Source organism: Actinomadura sp. ATCC 39365 (genome assembly GCF_054392275.1).
Map to the genome: position 1 here is coordinate 2,967,835 of NZ_CP184335.1, position 16,749 is coordinate 2,984,583.

The 16,749-nt window shown below is 73.3% G+C and carries 11 protein-coding genes and 2 pseudogenes; 7 read left to right on the forward strand and 6 right to left on the reverse strand.

All coding sequences use genetic code 11. From position 1 onward, the window contains the following. From ACNF49_RS14885 to ACNF49_RS14895, 3 genes and pseudogenes are all read right to left on the reverse strand, one after another. A pseudogene (locus ACNF49_RS14885) lies at nucleotides 1-828 on the reverse strand (condensation domain-containing protein); the annotation flags it as partial. Further along, nucleotides 768-1,289: pseudogene (locus ACNF49_RS14890) on the reverse strand (condensation domain-containing protein); the annotation flags it as partial. The pseudogenes ACNF49_RS14885 and ACNF49_RS14890, both read right to left, overlap by 61 nt. Beyond that, nucleotides 1,286-6,031, reverse strand: coding sequence for a non-ribosomal peptide synthetase (locus ACNF49_RS14895; RefSeq protein ID WP_482944067.1), 4,746 nt, complete (start codon nucleotides 6,029-6,031; stop codon nucleotides 1,286-1,288). The gene ACNF49_RS14895 and the pseudogene ACNF49_RS14890, both read right to left, overlap by 4 nt. A 646-nt stretch (nucleotides 6,032-6,677) precedes the next feature. Between ACNF49_RS14895 and ACNF49_RS14900 the strand changes: the two genes are divergently transcribed. Continuing rightward, the gene (locus tag ACNF49_RS14900) at nucleotides 6,678-6,902 is read left to right on the forward strand and encodes a hypothetical protein (RefSeq protein WP_357972632.1); all 225 of its coding nucleotides are present in this window, start codon (nucleotides 6,678-6,680) and stop codon (nucleotides 6,900-6,902) included. On the opposite strand, the gene ACNF49_RS14905 is transcribed toward ACNF49_RS14900, so the two are convergent. Beyond that, nucleotides 6,903-7,166, reverse strand: coding sequence for a hypothetical protein (locus tag ACNF49_RS14905; protein WP_482944068.1), 264 nt, complete (start codon nucleotides 7,164-7,166; stop codon nucleotides 6,903-6,905). 29 nt (nucleotides 7,167-7,195) lie between these two features. Then, nucleotides 7,196-7,924 carry a L,D-transpeptidase gene (locus tag ACNF49_RS14910; RefSeq protein WP_482944069.1) on the reverse strand — a complete coding sequence of 243 codons (729 nt, stop codon included), beginning with the start codon at nucleotides 7,922-7,924 and terminating at the stop codon, nucleotides 7,196-7,198. A 90-nt stretch (nucleotides 7,925-8,014) separates the two neighbouring features. Here ACNF49_RS14910 and ACNF49_RS14915 point away from each other — a divergent pair, with 90 nt between their 5' ends. The 5 genes from ACNF49_RS14915 (at nucleotide 8,015) to ACNF49_RS14935 (ending at nucleotide 14,374) form a co-directional block, all read left to right on the forward strand. Further along, a complete protein-coding gene (locus tag ACNF49_RS14915; RefSeq protein ID WP_358002800.1) occupies nucleotides 8,015-8,698 on the forward strand; it encodes a response regulator transcription factor in 684 nt (227 codons plus the stop codon). Then, nucleotides 8,695-10,467, forward strand: a complete 1,773-nt coding sequence (locus ACNF49_RS14920) for a sensor histidine kinase (RefSeq protein ID WP_357972620.1) — start codon at nucleotides 8,695-8,697, stop codon at nucleotides 10,465-10,467. The genes ACNF49_RS14915 and ACNF49_RS14920 overlap by 4 nt, the downstream gene beginning before the upstream one ends. Nucleotides 10,468-10,500: 33 nt before the next feature. Beyond that, complete coding sequence (locus ACNF49_RS14925; protein WP_357972617.1) at nucleotides 10,501-11,715, forward strand: ROK family transcriptional regulator; 1,215 nt, start codon at nucleotides 10,501-10,503, stop codon at nucleotides 11,713-11,715. A 98-nt stretch (nucleotides 11,716-11,813) separates the two neighbouring features. Beyond that, a complete protein-coding gene (locus ACNF49_RS14930) occupies nucleotides 11,814-12,884 on the forward strand; it encodes a sigma-70 family RNA polymerase sigma factor (RefSeq protein ID WP_482944070.1) in 1,071 nt (356 codons plus the stop codon). Nucleotides 12,885-12,922: 38 nt separating this feature from the next. Continuing rightward, on the forward strand, nucleotides 12,923-14,374 hold the full coding sequence (locus tag ACNF49_RS14935) for an MFS transporter (protein WP_482944071.1): 1,452 nt from the start codon (nucleotides 12,923-12,925) through the stop codon (nucleotides 14,372-14,374). A gap of 62 nt (nucleotides 14,375-14,436) precedes the next feature. Here ACNF49_RS14935 and ACNF49_RS14940 read toward each other — a convergent pair whose 3' ends face one another. Further along, entirely contained in the window at nucleotides 14,437-14,655 is a 219-nt protein-coding gene (locus ACNF49_RS14940; RefSeq protein ID WP_357972614.1) for a hypothetical protein, read from the reverse strand. Between the two features lie 433 nt (nucleotides 14,656-15,088). Here ACNF49_RS14940 and ACNF49_RS14945 point away from each other — a divergent pair, with 433 nt between their 5' ends. After that, entirely contained in the window at nucleotides 15,089-16,405 is a 1,317-nt protein-coding gene (locus ACNF49_RS14945; protein WP_482944072.1) for a cellulose binding domain-containing protein, read from the forward strand. The last annotated feature ends 344 nt before the right edge of the window (nucleotides 16,406-16,749 follow it).

A 16,749-nucleotide genomic window follows, 5' to 3' on the forward strand; every position in this document is an offset into this window, starting at 1 on the left:
GAGGCGGCGCACGGTGGCCTCGTCGAACAGGTCCGTGCGGAAGCGTAACTCGCCCGAGAAGCGGGTGCCGTCGTCGCCCAGCTCCAGGTTCAGGTCGAACTTGGCGGTCGGCGCGGGCGGCGACCCGGCCTCGACCTCCAGCCCCGGCAGCGACAGCGGCGCGCCGGTGTCGTAGACGTTGAGCATCACCTGGAACAGCGGCGTGACCGCGAGGTTCCGCTCCGGCTGCAGGCGTTCCACGACCCGCTCGAACGGCGTGCCGGCGTGCGCGAACGCGTCCAGCGCCGCCGTACGCGCCCGTGCCAGCAGCTCGGCGCCGGTCGGGTCGCCCGCGGTGTCGCCGCGCACCACCAGCGTGTTGATGAAACAGCCGACGACCCGCTCGGCGTCGGGATGGTGGCGGCCCGCGTGCGGCACGCCGACGGCGATGTCGTCGACGCCGGACAGGCGGCTCAGCAACGCCTGCAGCCCGGCCAGGAACACCATGAACGGCGACGTCCCGGCCACCGCGCGCACCTTCGCCGACAGCGCCTCGGGCACCTCCACCGCGACCGCCGCCCCCTCCCAGGTGGGGACGGCCGGGCGCGGGCGGGCGAGCGGCAGGTCGAGCACCGGCGGCAGGCCCGCCAGGTGACCGGCCCACCAGTCGAGGTCGGCGTCGGGCCGCCCGGCCTCCCACGCGGCCACGTCCGCGTACTGCAGGGCGGGGGAGCGGGGGGCGGCTCCAGGCCGAGGCGGGCGGCGTACAGGTGGGCGAGATCGTCCAGCAGCACGCGTTCCGACCAGGCGTCGGTGGCGATGTGGTGCAGGGTGAGCGCGAGCACGCACTCCTCGTCGCCGAGCCGGAACACCGTGGCCCGCAGGGGCGGCTCGGCGTCCAGCCGGAACGGCCGCCAGGCGTGTTCGGCCAGCTCCCGCTCCAGCTCCGCCGGGCCGGCGGCCGCCATGTCGACCACCGGCACCGGCACGGCGGCGACCGGCCGCACGCGTCCGTCGTCGATGACGCCGCGCAGGATCCAGTGCCGCTCCGCCAGGTCCGCCACCGCGCCGGTGAGGGCGGCGACGTCCACCGGGCCGCGCAGCCGCAGCGTCAGCGGCACGTTGTAGGTGGGCGTGCCGGGCTCCAGCTGGGCCAGGAACCACAGCCGCTCCTGAGCCGGCGACAGTGGCATGTCCGCGGCCGAGGTCGCCGGGATCCGGGGGACGGCGGCCTGCTCCTTCTGCTTCAGGGCGGCGGCGAGCCTGGACCGGACGAGTTCGGCGATCCGGTCCTCACGTACCTCGGTCATCCCTCGATCCCCTCCATCAGGTCGGCGGCCAGCAGTTCCTCCAGCGCGGCGGCGAAGTCGGCCAGCACCGGCCGGTCGAACACCAGCCGCACGGGCACGGTGACCTGCAACATCTCGCGCAGGCGGGCGGCCACCCTGGTCGCGGCGAACGAGGCTCCGCCGAGGGCGAAGAAGTCGTCGCCGGCCCAGACCTCGGGCCGTTCGAGCACCTCGGCCCAGACGGCGGCCACCAGGAGCTCGGCCTCGGTGGCCGGTTCGACCCGCGCCGGGGCCGGGCCGGTGTCCGGCTCGGGCAGCGCGTGGCGGTCGACCTTGCCGCTGGGCAGCATGGGCAGGGCCGGCAGCGCGACCCAGCGGCGCGGCACCATGTGGCCGGGCAGCCGGGACCGGGCGTGCCGCTCGACCGCGGCCAGGTCCGCCGTCTCCGGCGCGACGTAGCCGACCAGGTGGGCCTGCGCGTCCGTGCCCGCCACGGTCACCGCGGCCTCGGCGATCTCGCGCAGCACGGCCTCGATCTCGCCCAGCTCGATCCGGTAACCGCGGACCTTCACCTGGTGGTCGCGGCGGCCGTGGAACTCCAGCGTCCCGTCCGGCCGCCAGCGGGCCAGGTCACCGGTGCGGTAGCAGCGGCCGTCCGGCGTGAACGGGTCGGCCACGAAGGCGGTCGCGGTCAGGTCAGGACGGCCCCGGTAGCCGCGGGCCACCCCGGCGCCGCCCAGCAGCAGCTCGCCGACCGCGCCCGGCGGCACCAGCCGCAGCCGCGCGTCGACCACGTACGCCCGCTCGCCCGGCATCGGCGACCCGATCGGCACCCGGTCGCCCTCGTGCGCGCGCACCCGGTGCAGCGTCGAGGTGACGGTGGTCTCGGTGGGCCCGTAGGCGTTCCACAACTCGCCGACGCGCAGCAGGATCTGCTCGGCCAGCGCCGGGTCCAGCGCCTCCCCGCCGGCGACGGCGCGCAGCGCCGGGTCACCCGCCCACCCGGCCGCGATCAGCATCCGGTACGCGGTCGGCACCAAGTCGATCACCGTGGCCGCGCTCGTGGTGATCAGCTCCGCCAGCGCGTGCCCGTCGGTGGCCGTGGCCCTGTCCACCACCACCGACGTGCCACCGGCGGCCAGGACGCTCCACAGCTCGGAGGCCGAGGCGTCGAAGCTCAGCGGCGCGACCGCGGGCTGCACGTCGGCGGGGCCGAGGCGGAGCGTCGAGATCATCCCGGCCACGAGGGCGGCCAGGGCGCCGTGGGTGACCTCGACCCCCTTGGGGGCGCCGGTGGAACCGGAGGTGTAGGTGACGTACGCCAGGTCCGCGGCGTGCACCTCGGGCAGGTCCGCGCGGGGGCCCGCCGCGAGCCGGTCCGCGTCGAGCGTCACCGGCCCGTCGTTGTCGGGTGCCGTCTCCAGGGGCGTCTCGCCGCGGGTGAGGACCACGCGGGCGCCGGCGTCCACGGCCAGCAGGCGCAGCCGCCCGGCCGGGTGTTCCGGGTCCAGCGGCAGGTACGCCGCCCCCGCCCGCCACACGCCCAGCAGCACCGCGGCCAGCATCTCGTCCCGCGGCACGTGGACGCCGACCACGTCGCCGCGCGACACCCCGTGCGCCAGCAGCCCGGCCGCGATCCGGTCGGCGCGGTCGTTCAGCTCGGCGTGGGTCAGGGCGGCGCCGTCCGGGCCGACCACCGCCGTGCCCGCCGTGCCGCCCGCGTTCGCCGCGAGCGACAGCGGCACCGGGGGCAGGTCGTCCGGCAGCCGCGGTCCGGCCGCGCGGGCCAGCAACGCGGCGCGCTCGTCCGGGGTGACCGGCTCGAACGTGGCGATCGCCAGGTCCGGCTCGGCCACCACGCGCCGCAGCAGCCACAGCAGCCGGTCCAGGTACGCCCCGGCCGCCTCCCGGCCGAGCAGCGCGACCGCGTACTCCAGGTGCAGCTCGGCGCCGGCGGCCGTGCGGTTGACGAGCACGCTGAACTCGTGCACCGCCGCGCCCGGGCCGATCTCGGTCAGCAGTTCGAGGCAGCCGGCGCGCACCGGCACCTCGGCGTGCTGCATGGCCAGCAGCACCGGGGCGCGGGGCACGTCGGCGGGCGGGACCTCCTGGTGGACCAGCGCCCGCGTGGCGGCCTGCCCGGCCTGCCGGACCAGGTCGCGGAAGGTCGGCGCGGCGTCCGGCCGCAGCCGTACCGGCACCGTGTCGATCAGCGGCCCGACGACCCGGGCCAGCTCCGGCCGGGCGCGCCGTGCCGCGACCATGCCGACCAGGGTGTCCGGTTCCCCGGCGGCCAGGGCGAGCGCGGCCAGGTACACCGCGTACGGGGTCGCCCCGCACGCGCGGGCCAGCGCGGCCACGTCGTCCGTGAACTCCTCGGTCAGCGGCCTGATCACCCGGCACGTCGTCAGGTCGCCGGGCGGCGGTCCCGCCACCGGCGCCCCCGCCAGCTCGCCGCGCCAGAACTCCCGCAGCCGCGCGAGGTCGGGCCGGTCCTCCTGCTCGCGCACCGCGACGTCGCCGAGCTGCACCGCCGGCTCGGGCACGGGCTCACCCGCCAGCTCGGCGGCCAGCTCGTCCATCAGCACGCCGGTCGAACCGCCGTCGAAGGCGATGTGGTCCGTCACGAGCACCAGCTCGGCCACGCCCTCTCCGACGGGGCACAGGCTCGCGCGCAGCAACGGCACCTCGGTCGTCACGTCGAACACGTGCTCCACCGCGGCCCGGGCCACCTTCACCGGGTCCGCGCCCGCCGGATGCTCGGCCAGGGGGACGGCGACGGGCGGGTGCACGACCGCGTACGGGACGCCGTCCTCGCCGGCGGAGATCGTGCTGCGCAGGGCCTCGTGCCGGCGCAGGACCGCGTCCAGCGCCCGGCGCAGCGGCGCGCTCCCGCTCAGGCCGCGCACGCGCAGCCGGATCGACACGGTGGTGACCGGGCTGTGCGGGTGGAGCTGGCGCAACGTCCAGAACTCGCGTTGCGCGGCGGTGAGCGGGTGCCGGGTCCGGCCGGTCCGCCGCACGGGAGCCGATCCCGGCTCACCCAGGCGCGCCGCCAGCCCGGCGGCGGTCGGCTCGGTCAGGAACGTCGCCAGGGGCACGGTGTGCCCGAGCCGCCGGGACAGTTCGGTCACCACCCGGGCGGCGGCCAGCGAGTGCCCGCCCAGGTCGGCGAACCGGTCGTGCACGCCCACCTCCGGCAGGCCCAGCACGTCCGCGATCACCTCGGCCACCTGGCGCTCGTCGTCCGTCCGGGGCGCGACCGGCGCCGCGCTCCCCGTCCGGGCGGCGCCCAGCTTGGGCAGGGCCGCGCGGTCCACCTTGCCGGTGGGGGCGATCGGCAGGTCGCCGGTCACGCCGATCCTGGCCGGGACCAGGTGGTCGGGCAGCCGGTCACGCAGCCAGTCGCGCAGCTCGGGCTCGGTCACGCCGGAGGCGGCCACGTGCGCGACGAGGTAGGCGATGCCGTCGTCGTCGGTGTGCGCCAGGACGACGGCGCGGCGCACCGCGGGATGGCGGTCCAGCGCCGACTCGACCTCGCCCAGCTCCACCCGGTAGCCGCGGATCTTGACCTGGTCGTCGGCGCGGCCCACGTAGCGCAGCTCGCCGTCCACCCGTCGGACCAGGTCGCCGGTGCGGTAGACGCGGGTGCCGTCCGGGTCGGTGCCGAACGCCTGCGAGTCGTGGCCCAGGTAGCCGCGGGTCACGTTCGGGCCGCCGATCCACAACTCGCCGACCTCCCCGTCCGGGACCGGGCTGCCGGCGGCGTCGCGCACGCTGAGCAGCGCGCCCGCCATCGGCCCGCCCAGCGGCGGGTCGCCCCGGTGGTCGCGGCTCACCTCGAACAGGGTGGAGCCGGTGGTGCACTCGGTGGGGCCGTACATGTTGAGCACCCGGCGCACGCCCGGGTTGGCGTACACGCGCGCGACCAGCGCGGCGGTCAGCCGCTCGCCGCCGGACAGCACCATGCGCACGCCGTCCGGCAGCGGCTCGCGCAGCAGCACCGACAGCGCGGACGGGACTCCGAAGACCGTGCGCACCTCGTCGCGGGCCGGCAGCGTCGGCAGCGCCAGCACGTTGTCCGCCATGATCACGGTCCCGCCCGCGAACAGCGGCGTGAAGATCTGGGTGATCGAGGCGTCGAAGCAGATGGAGGAGCCGGCGAGCATGCCGCTCAGCTCCTCGGCGGTGTAGGCGGACGCCTCCCAGCGCACCAGGTTCAGGGTGTTGCGGTGCTCCACGACCACGCCCTTGGGGCGGCCGGTGGAGCCGGAGGTGTAGATCAGGTACGCGGCGTCGCCCGGCTCGCCGGGCACCTCGGGCCCGTGCGCGGCGGGCGTCACGTCGTCGACGAGCACGGTGTCCGCGCCGGTCGGCGCCGCGGTCTCGCGCCGCGCCGCCGAGGTGACCACCGCGTTCATGGCGGCGTCCTCGGCCATGAAACGTAAGCGCTCCGCCGGATAGGCCGGATCCAGCGGCACGTAGGCCGCGCCCGCCTTGAGCACCCCGATCAGCGCGGGCACCAGCCACTCGTCGCGGTCGAGGCAGATCCCCACCAGGTCGCCGCGTCCCACACCCCGCGCGGCCAGGGCGTTGGCGATCCCGTTGGCCCTGCGGTCGAGTTCGGCGTAGGTCATCCGGCTCGTGCCCGCGACGACGGCGAGGCGATCGGGCGTCCGCCGGCACTGCGCCTCCAGGGCCTCGTGGAGGCGTCCCGGCGAGTCGGTGGGAGGGCGGTTCGCGCCCGTCACATCCGTATTCATGTGTCCTCTTTCCAGCAAAGGTCAAACGTGCCCGGGTGGGCGGTCGGGAACGGCCCGTTCCTCGGGGACGGCACGCGGGCCCGGGCGAGGTCGTCGCTGGGCGCGTGGGGTCGTGCGGGGTCGTGCGGGCGGTTCAGTGTCGCGCGGTCGGCGGGTGTGGCGGGGGGCGTTCGCGGCATATGTCGTGTTCTGCGGTTACGTGCTCCTTTCGCCCACAGTCGTCCGCACAACAGCATCGGCGACCCGGCTTGCCGCTGACTTGGAACCTGCCATGATCTTGCTTGCAGGAGGGCGCGCCATCGGCCGATCGGCGCGACGGCTTGGCGGGTGGTCAGCGACGTCCCGGTGCCCAGCGTCGGCCGGAGCGCGCGAACCTCCTGGGCCGGCGACAGGCAAACCCTGGGCTCCGGACGTGGGCGAGGAGTGCGGCCTTCTCGCCACTGCTCCGGAACGCCAGACTGAATGATCCTCTTCGCCGGGGCCGTCTCGCAAACGGGGTCGAAAGGCGCAAAGAGGGCGGAACGTAGGGGAGTCGCTCGTCAACTCAGCGCAACAGAAAACGCGGACGGGCAAGCACATCCGGCGCGGGACGGTGACGTCGGGAGCGCGACGGGAAAGGCCCGGTCCTCAGGCGTTGGCGCAGAGGATGGCTCGGAAGAAGAAGGCCCCCGCCGGGGTCGGGCCCCGGCGGGGGAGGGGCGGCGTCACGGACGCCGTGCCGTGCGTGGTCGGGGACGGCGTGGCCGCCCCGCTCGCCGCCCGCACGTGGCGCCGCGGCGTCCGGGTCCTGCTCCCGCCCGCGATGGCCAGGCCGCTGACGCGGCCGGCGGGCGGGAGAGGAGGGACGTCACGCGGCGGCGACGTGCCGTGATCAGCCGGTGTAGCGCGGCTTGACGGCGACCGGCTCCTTCGGGCCCGCCGTCCGCTCGACCGTGGGCCGGCCTTCCGCGGGCACCGGGGAGGGCGCCGCGGAGGGGACGGCGGCGGGCACTGCGGCGGGCACTGCGGCGGGCACCGCGGCTGGCACTGCGGCGGGCTTCTTGGGCTCGGCCGAGGCCGTCCCCGAGAACCCGGCGAGGCCGGCCGCGAGGGCCAGCGCCGCGCCGGCGCCGACGAGCATGGTCCTGATCTTCATAGGGTTCCTCTCATCCTTCGAGCAGGGCCTCAGCCCTTGACGACGACCGGAGTGCCGATCGCCAGGTTCTTCGCCATCCAGGTGATGTCGTCGTTGCCGACCCGGACGCAGCCGTGGCTGGCCCGCGTGCCGATGGCGGAAGGCTTGTTCGTCCCGTGGATCGCCAGCTGGCCGGGGCCGCCGGCGAAGCTCTTCAGCACCGGCGAGAAGCCGCTCAGCCCGAAGGCGTAGGCGCCGTAGGCCCCGCCGTCACCGGTGGGCTTCACCAGTTCGGTGAAGAAGTAGCGGCCCGGAGGCGTCGGCGTCCCGGCCTCGCCGGTCGCGACCTTGCCCGTCCTGACCGGCCGGTCGCCGTCGTAGACCGTGAAGCGGAACGCCCCGCGGTCGATCTCCACGCGGTGGGAGGTCTCGGCGAGCGTCACGTCGGCGGCCTTGATCCAGCCCTTGCTGCCGTTCGGCCGGATCGGCAGCAGCACCTGGAGCCAGTCGCCCTCGTCGCGTTCCACCAGGAAGACGCGCGTCGTGCCGTAGTCGTTGGGACTGGTGATCGTCCGCTGGGGCGCGCCCTGTCTGTCCCGGTAGATCGTGATCCGGGCCCCCTTGACGCTCGCGATCTTCGATCTGGCGCCGCCCGCCGGGGTGTTCACCGGGGTGTTCACGGGGTCGGGGCGTACGGCACCGTCTGCGCTGCCCGCGCAGCCCGCCAGCAGGAGGGCGAGTGCCGTCGCCGCGGCCGTACGAAGCAGGTTGGTTCTCACCCGGCGCAGCCTGGCGGCAGAATGTGTGGAACCTGTTTGCCTGTCATGCGGATCCCGTATGCACTCGTGGAGTGCGCATAACCTCGGGCCATGTGCGCGTACGTGCTGGTCGCCGAGGACGACCCCAAGCAGGCCGAACTGCTCAGGCGCTACCTGGAGCGGGAGGGCCACGAGGTCCGCGTCGTGCACGACGGACGTTCGGCGATCGACGAGGCCCGGCAGGGTGATCCCGGCCTCGTGCTGCTCGACGTGATGATGCCGAAGGTCGACGGGCTGGACGTCTGCCGGGTGCTGCGCGCCGAGTCCGACCTGCCGATCCTGATGCTGACGGCCAGGTCCACCGAGGACGACCTGTTGCTCGGGCTCGACCTCGGCGCCGACGACTACATGACCAAGCCGTACAGCCCGCGCGAGCTGATGGCCCGCGTGCGGACGCTGCTGCGCCGTACGGGCAGGTCGCCGGAGGCCGGCCGGCTGTTCCGGGCGGGCGACCTCGTCGTCGACCCGGTCAGGCACACCGTCACCGTGGCGGGCACGCCGGCCGACTGCACGCTCGCCGAGTTCCGGATCATCGAGACGCTGGCCGCCGAGCCGGAACGGGTGTTCACCAGGAAGCAGCTGCTGGAGCGCATCCACGGCTTCGACCGGTTCATCACCGAACGCACGGTCGACGTGCACGTGATGAACCTGCGCAAGAAGATCGAGCCCGACCCGCGCCGCCCGTCCCGGCTGTTGACCGTGTACGGCGTCGGCTACAAGCTGACCCAGGCATGAGGTCGCTGTTCGTCAGGCTGCTCACGAGCTCGGCCGTCGTGGCGGTCTGCTCGATCACGGCGACGGCGTGGCTGGCCGCCAACAGCACCTCCGGCGCAATCCAGCGCGAGCAGGGCCAGACGCTGGCCAGCGACGCCCAGATCAACAACAGCCTGCTCGGTTACGCCTCCCGCCACCCCGACTGGTCCGGCGTCGCCGCCACCGTGCGCGACCTCGCCGCCGCCAACAGCCGCCGCATCGCGCTGACCACCGAGAAGGGCGCCCTCATCGCGGACTCGGCGGCCGCCGGGACCCCGCTGCCCGCCAGGGTGTCGGCCGTCGTCGATCCGCTGGCCGTGGACGTGACGCTGGTGCCGGGGGCGGCCGAGGACCGCATCGATCCGCGCGCGGTGGGCCCCTTCCTGCTGCCCGACCGTGATCGTGTCCGGCTGGGGAAGGCCGCCGACGCCTACGCCGTCTGCATGAGACGCACCGGTCAAGCCGTACGGACGACGGTCTCCCACACCGGCAGGCCCTTCGTGACGACGACCGGCGAGGGCGTCCCGCGGGAGCCGAGCCCGGCACCGGCCGTGACGGCCCCCTGCGACGCCGTCACCTTCAACACGCCGACGCGCACCGAGAAGTCCGCGTTGAAGCAGCTCAACCTCCTGGTCGGCAGATGTCTGAAGGGCAAGGGCGCGGAACGCGGCTCGGTCGGCCTCGACTTCACCTGGATCTCCAAGGAGAAGCGGCCGGCGCCTGCCGCCGAACCCGGCCAGACGATCTCCTCCTGCATCGTCACCGCCCGCAAGGAACAGCTCGATCCCTACGTCGCCCCCGCCGCGTACCTGTACATCGGATCGCCCGCCGAGGCCACCGGCCCGCGCATCCCGCTGCCCTCGATCGCCGGCGCCGCCCTCCTCGTGCTCGTGCTGACCGTCGGCGTCAGCGTCATGGCGGCCCGACGCCTGGTCGGCCCGGTCAACGCGCTGACCCACGCCGCCCGGCGGATGCGCGACGGGGACAGCTCCGCCCGCGTCCAGGTCAGGACGACCGGCGAGATCAGCGAGCTCGCCACGGCGTTCAACGAGATGTCCGAGCACCTCCAGCGCATGGAGGAGCAGCGCAAGGCCATGGTCAGCGACGTCTCCCACGAGTTGCGCACGCCACTGAGCAACCTGCGAGGCTGGCTGGAGGCGGCACAGGACGGCGTCGCCGAGCTGGACCCCGCGCTGATCGCCTCCCTGGTCGAGGAGCTCCTGCTGCTGCAGCACATCGTGGACGACCTCCAGGACCTCGCCCTCGCCGACGCGGGCAAGCTGCGCCTGCACCTCGAACCCGTGCACCTCGGCGACCTCCTCGACCAGGTGGCCACCGCCCACCGAGGCCGCGCCGAGGCCGCCGGGCTCACCCTGGCCACCGGCATCACCGGCGCCCCCACCCTGACCGCCGACCCCGTACGGCTCCGCCAGGCCATCGGCAACCTCGTCACCAACTCCCTGCGCTACACGCCGACCGGCGGGCACGTCACGCTGGGCGCCCGCCAGGACGGCGACCACGTGGTCATCGAGGTGACCGACACGGGGATCGGCATCCGCGCCGAGCACCTTCCGCACGTCTTCGACCGGTTCTGGCGGGCGGAGAAGTCCCGCAACCGCCGCACCGGCGGCAGCGGCCTCGGCCTCGCCATCGTCCGCGACCTGGCCGAGGCGCACGGCGGCACCGCCACGGCCGCCAGCACCCCGGGCGTCCGCACCACCTTCACCTTGCGCCTGCCGACACGACCGTGATCGGGTGAGGGCACGTCCTAAGGGGTGACGGGGATGGCGGGATCGGCGGTGGGCGTGCGGACGCAGGAGCAGATGCGGCAGCGGAACCTGAGCGAGGTGCTGCGGCGCGTCCACCACGACGGGGCGGTGTCACGCGCCGCGCTCGGCCGCCGGATGGGCCTCAACCGCAGCACCATCATGGATCTGACCGCCGAACTCGCCGCGGCCGGGCTGGTCCGCGAGGGCGTGCCCGCCGGGCGGGGCCGGGCGGGGCGGCCGTCCATCGTCGTCATGCCCGAGCAGGGGACGGTGTACGGGCTCGCGTTCGACGTCGCCGTGGACCGGCTGATCGCGGCCCGCGTCGGGCTGGGCGGCCAGGTCCTCGACCGCAGGGAGCGCGTCCGCGCCCGCGCCGGGGTCGACCTGGCGGACGTCGTCGGGGTCCTGGCCGCCTTCGGCCGCGAGCTGGTCGCCGGGGCCGGGCCGGGCTCGTTGTGCGTGGGGGTCGGCGCCTCGTACTGCGGGTTGATCAGGCGGGCCGACGGCACCGTGCGGTACGGGCCGCACCTCGGCTGGGTGGACCAGGCGTTCGGCGCGGAACTCGGCGCCGGGCTCGGCCTCGGGCTGCCCGTCGAGGTGGGCAACGAGGCGCACCTGGGTGCGATCGCCGAGCACGTGCGCGGCGCGGGACGAGACGCCGACAACCTCGTCTACCTGCACGGGGACGTCGGCGTCGGCGGCGGGATCATCGTCGGCGGCGAACTCCTGGACGGCGACACGGGCTACGGCTGCGAACTCGGGCACATGCTGGTCAACCCGTTCGACGGGCGGCCCTGCCTGTGCGGGTCGCGCGGCTGCCTGGAGGCCGAGGTGGGGGAGGAGGCCCTGCTCGACTACGCGGGACGGTCCGGCGACCTCGTCGGCCGCGACGGCATCCGGTCCGTCGTCGCCCTCGCCGGGGCCGGTGACGCCAGGGCGCGGGACGCCCTCGACCGCGTCGGCGACTGGCTCGGCGTCGGCGTCGTCAACCTCATCAACCTGTTCAACCCGGCGCTCGTGGTCTTCGGCGGGATGTTGCGCGATGTCTACCCGGGCGCCGAGCCACGCGTCCGTGCCCGGATCGACGCGCACGTGCTGCCGGTGTCGCGGGAACGGGTCCGCCTGGCCGTGACGGCCCTGGGCGACGACACCACGCTCGCCGGAGCCGCCGAACTCGCCTTCGCCGGCCTCCTGGACAACCCCCTCACCACCTTGGCCGCCCTTCGCTGAGACGGCCTTCCGGCTCCTGAGGAATCGGCCGGGCAGCGACTCCTTTCCGCGACGAGTGGTGTCTGACCATTCGAGAGGGACCCACGAAAGGAGCCGACATGCGAGGGACCCCGTCGTCCTGGGGGACCGGCGACCCGGACCATGACCGGCGCACGCCCGGGGACCTGCTGGCGTCGGCCCGCGCAGGGGACGGGGAGGCGTTCCGCGGCCTGGTCGAGCCGTACCGTCATGAGCTCCAGGTGCACTGCTACCGCATTCTCGGCTCCGTGCACGACGCCGAGGATCTGCTGCAGGAGACACTGCTGGCGGCCTGGCGCGGGATCGGCGACTTCGAGGAGCGTGCGTCGTTACGCACGTGGCTCTACCGGATCGCCACCAACCGTTGCCTCAACGCACTGCGTGCCGGCGCCCGCCGTCCGCACGAGCACGCGGCCTACCGAGCGGAGATCCCGATGCCCGAGCCGTCGCGTCGCCGCGAGGAACCGAGCTGGCTGGAGCCGTACCCCGACGCGCTGCTCGCCGAGATCCCCGACGACGTGCCGGGGCCGGAAGCCCGGTACGAGGCCAGGGAGTCGGTGTCGCTGGCCTTCCTCGCGGCGCTGCAACGACTGCCGCCCAGGCAGCGTGCCGTGCTGGTGCTGCGGGACGTCCTGGGATTCCGGGCCGCCGAGGTGGCGACCGTCCTCGGCGCGACCGGGAACGCCGTGACCATGGCGCTGAGACGCGCACGGGCCGCGCTGGCACGCGATCTTCCCGGTCCCGGCCGGGAGAGTGCTCCGCTGCCGGACTCACCGCAGGAACGCCGGATCGCGGCCGACTTCAGCCGCGCGTTCGAGGCCGGGGACGTCGCCGCGATCGTGGCCGTCCTGACGGACGACGCGTGGCTGACCATGCCGCCGCTGCCGCTCGAATACCAGGGCACGGACGCGATCGGGCACTTCCTGACCACGGTCGCGCTGCGTGACGGGCGCAGGTACGTGCTGGTTCCGACGCGGGCGAACGGCCAGCCGGCCTTCGGCTGCTACCTGCGCGACCCGCGGACGCCGATCCTGCACGCACACGGGTTGCTCGTCCTGACCCTGACCGGGGAGCGCGTCTCCGCGCTGACCCGGTTCCACGACAACTCCCTCCTGCCGGGGTTCGGGCTCCCGCGCTCGCTGCGGCCCTGATCACCCGTGCGGGAGAAGACACGCGTAGAAGGAGAACGATGAGCACCGGCGAGAGAAGGATGACGTCCGGCCAGGCATGGGTGCTGGCGCTCGCGTCACTGGCGTCGTTCATGATGGCCCTGGACAGTCTGGTCGTCACGACGGCGCTGAGCACGATCCGGGGCGACCTGGCGGCCTCGATCGAAGCACTTGAGTGGACCGTCAACGCCTACAACTTGACGTTCGCGGTGCTGCTGCTGACCGGGGCGGCGCTGGGTGACCGGTTCGGCCGCCGCCGGATGTTCACGGCCGGGCTGGCGGTCTTCACGGTCGCGTCGGCCGCCTGCGCGTCCTCCCCGGACATCGGCACGCTGATCGTGTCGCGGGCGTTGCAGGGCGCCGGTGCCGCGATGGTCTTGCCGCTGTCACTCACTCTCATCAGCACGGCGTTCCCGCCGCACCAGCGGGGCCGGGCGATGGGGCTGTACCTGGGCATCACCGGGCTGGCGACGTTCACCGGCCCGTTCGTCGGCGGCGCCGTCGCCGAGGGGCTGGCCTGGCAGTGGATCTTCTGGCTGAACCTGCCGATCGGCCTGGTCGCGATCCTGCTCACGGCGCGGCGCGTCGGCGAGAGCCATGGCCCCGGCAACCGGTTCGACCTGGGCGGGGTCGTGCTCGTGACCGCGGGCGCGCTGGGCCTCGTCTGGGGTCTGGTCCGCGGGAACGCGGCGGGCTGGGGCAGTGTGGAGGTGCTGGGCGCGCTGGCGCTCGGCGTCGCTCTGGTGACCGCCTTCGTGCTCTGGGAACGACGTGCGAAGGCGCCGATGCTCCCCATGCGGTTCTTCCGGTCGAGGGTGTTCGCCACCGCCAACCCGGCCAACTTCCTCGTGTTCGCCTCGCTGTACGGCACGATGTTCTTCCTCGCCCAGTACTTCCAGGTCGTGCACGGGGACGGGCCGCTCATGGCCGGCCTGCGGCTGATGCCGTGGACCGGGACGTTGATGGTGTGCGCGCCGATCGCCGGCCGGTTGGTCGACAGGGTCGGCGAGCGGACGTTCGTCGTGGGCGGGCTACTGCTCCAGACCGTCGGCATGGGCTGGATCGCCCTGGTCGCCGGCCCCGGCACCGGCTATCTCGAACTGCTGCCCGCGCTGGTCATCGGGTCGGCCGGGGTCACCATGGCCATGCCGGCGGCGCAGAAGGCGGCGGTCGGCGCCGTGCGGCCGCAAGAGATCGGCCAGGCGTCCGGCGTCTTCATGATGTTGCGCATCTTCGGCGGGGTGTTCGGCGTCGCGGTCACGGTCGCGGTGTTCGGCGCTGCCGGGGGCTACGCGTCCGCCGAGGAGTTCAGCGCGGGTTTCGCGGCGGGCATGGGCGCGGTCGCCGTGTTCGCGTTCGTCGGCGTGCTGGTCGCGCTCGGCATGCCGGGCGGACGACGGGCCTCCGTGACCGCGCCTCCGCATGCGAGCGCCGCCTCGCCGCGGACCAGAACCCCGCCGGCGCGCTCGTGACCCGGTAGGCGCACGCGCCCCCGGTTCGATCCGCGGGCCCGGGGGGCGTGCGTCTCACCGGGTCAGGCGTAGAGGAAGTAGTAGCTGTACTTGCTCTCCCACTGGCATGAATAGTCGTCCCACCAGTTCTGGTCGATGCCCTGGGTGCCGATCCGCTCGCACTCCGCGTGCTCCCTGAAGACGCCGGCCAGTTTCTCGGCGTTCGCCGGGGCGGCGCCGATCGTCAGCGACACTCCAAGGACCATGACGGCCGAGACGAGAACAGCGCGTGCCTTTCGCATTCGTCCTCCTGCGACTGGGGAGATCATGTCGGTGGACATTATCACTAACGGCTCCGGTGGGATTGTCGCGCCGGAATCGCCGGCCGCCGGGTCATGAAACTTTCATCGGCGTGAAAGACGCCGTGGGGGTGTATCCGACCGCCTGTGCATGCCATGGATGATCTGGGGCCGTCTCCGCGCCTTACGCCCCCAAAGTACGATTTATGCCGCTTTCCCGTTCTACTGGAAACGAAACTACGAAAACTTTGACCATCGTCGCGTAGGTGTCATATCGTCTCCCCGCCCATATCGATGTGAGCCGCGACACTCGAACAGGACGTTGTTCTCACAGGCGCTACAGGTCGGCGTGCTCATCACGGCCGCCCTGCCATCGAACGAGACACGGACGGCCACCCGGGGAAGCGGCGACCATCCGACCAACCGGAGTCGCACCATGCAAGCTCGAATCCGCACGGCCGCCGTCGGCTTGGCGATGACCGTGCTGGCCGCCGTCGGTGTGCCGGCGGCCTTCGCGCCGCCGGCACACGCGACGCAGACGATCACCGACATCGCCTACGCGCCCGCACAACCGGCCGGCAGCAGAGGGCATCTGCTGGATCTCTACCTGCCCGCCACCGGCATCACGCCCCGCCCCCTGATCATCTGGCACACCGGCTCGGCGTGGAGCAGCGACGACGGCAAGGCCGGCGCGGACGCCATCGCCGCGATCTTCAACCCCCTGGGCTTCGCCGTGGCCGGCGTCAGCGTCCGCTCCAGCGCCCAGGCGATCTTCCCGGCCCAGGTGCACGACATCAAGGCGGCGATCCGCTGGCTGCGCGCGAACGCCGCCACGTACCAGCTCGACCCCAACCGATTCGCGATCATGGGCGACTCCTCGGGCGGCTGGCTGACGGAGATGGCCACGCTGTCCGGCGGCGTGTCGGCGCTGGAGGGCACCCTCGGCACGACCGGCGTCTCCAGCTCCGTGCAGACCGGGCTCGCCTTCTACAGCCCGACCGACTTCCTGCAGATGAACGCCCAGAACCTGCCGACCGGCGGGCTGGACCACAACTCTCCGGCCTCGCCGGAGTCCCTCCTGGTCGGCTGTCCGATCCAGACCTGCCCGGCCACGGTGGCCCAGGCCAACCCGATGACGTACGTCGACGGCAACGACCCGCCGCTGATGTTCCTGCACGGCCAGGCCGACTTCCTCGTGCCGCACGGGCAGAGCGTCCTGCTCTACAACAAGATCAAGGCTCAGTGCGGGTCCGCCACCTTCGTCTCGGTGCCCGGCGCCGACCACATGATGCCCCAGGTCATGGACCCCGCCCATTACGGCACGCAGACCGTCCGCACCACGAAGAACTGCGGCGAGACCGTCGGCACCGGCACCCTCGACCCCACCTGGCCCAACTTCACGACCTTCCTGCGCGGCGGGCTCAAGATGGGCACCTCCTGCGAGGTCACCTACACCACCGAGGTCTGGCCCGGCGCGTTCAACGGCCACCTGACCATCAGGAACACCGGCACGACGCCCATCAACGGCTGGACCGCCACGTGGGCCTGGTCGGGCAACCAGCAGATCACCTACGCCTGGGACACCGCGGTGACCCAGACCGGCACGCAGGTGACCGCCCGCGACGCCGGCACCAACTCCTACATCGGCCCCGGCTCCAGCCAGAGCCTCGGCTTCTCGGCGACCGTCACCGGGACGAACGACATTCCCGCCCAGTTCAAGCTCAACAACCTCGTCTGCACGAGAGTGCCCTGACACGACGCGCGCCGGGACGGAACCGAATGGCGACGGCCCGGCGCGGGTCTCCCGGCCGCCCGGATTCCAGAATTTTATTCGGCAATCCGGGCGGATTCCCGAATTTTATTCGGCGAATCCCCGGCGGTGAGCTGAATAGCGGCTTTCCCTTATTGCGACACGTTCCGTCGAACGTCGGTCACGGAAGGTCGCGGACCACGATATTGCTTTATTCGGCGGGCCGCCCCTATCCTTACCCGGGACGGCCCGCCGGCTCATTTCACGTCGTATTTCCCGACCGGCCGGGGGCCGCATGACTCCTGGCCTGAAATAAATCGGATAAGCGCTTTTCCCTGCCGAAGGCC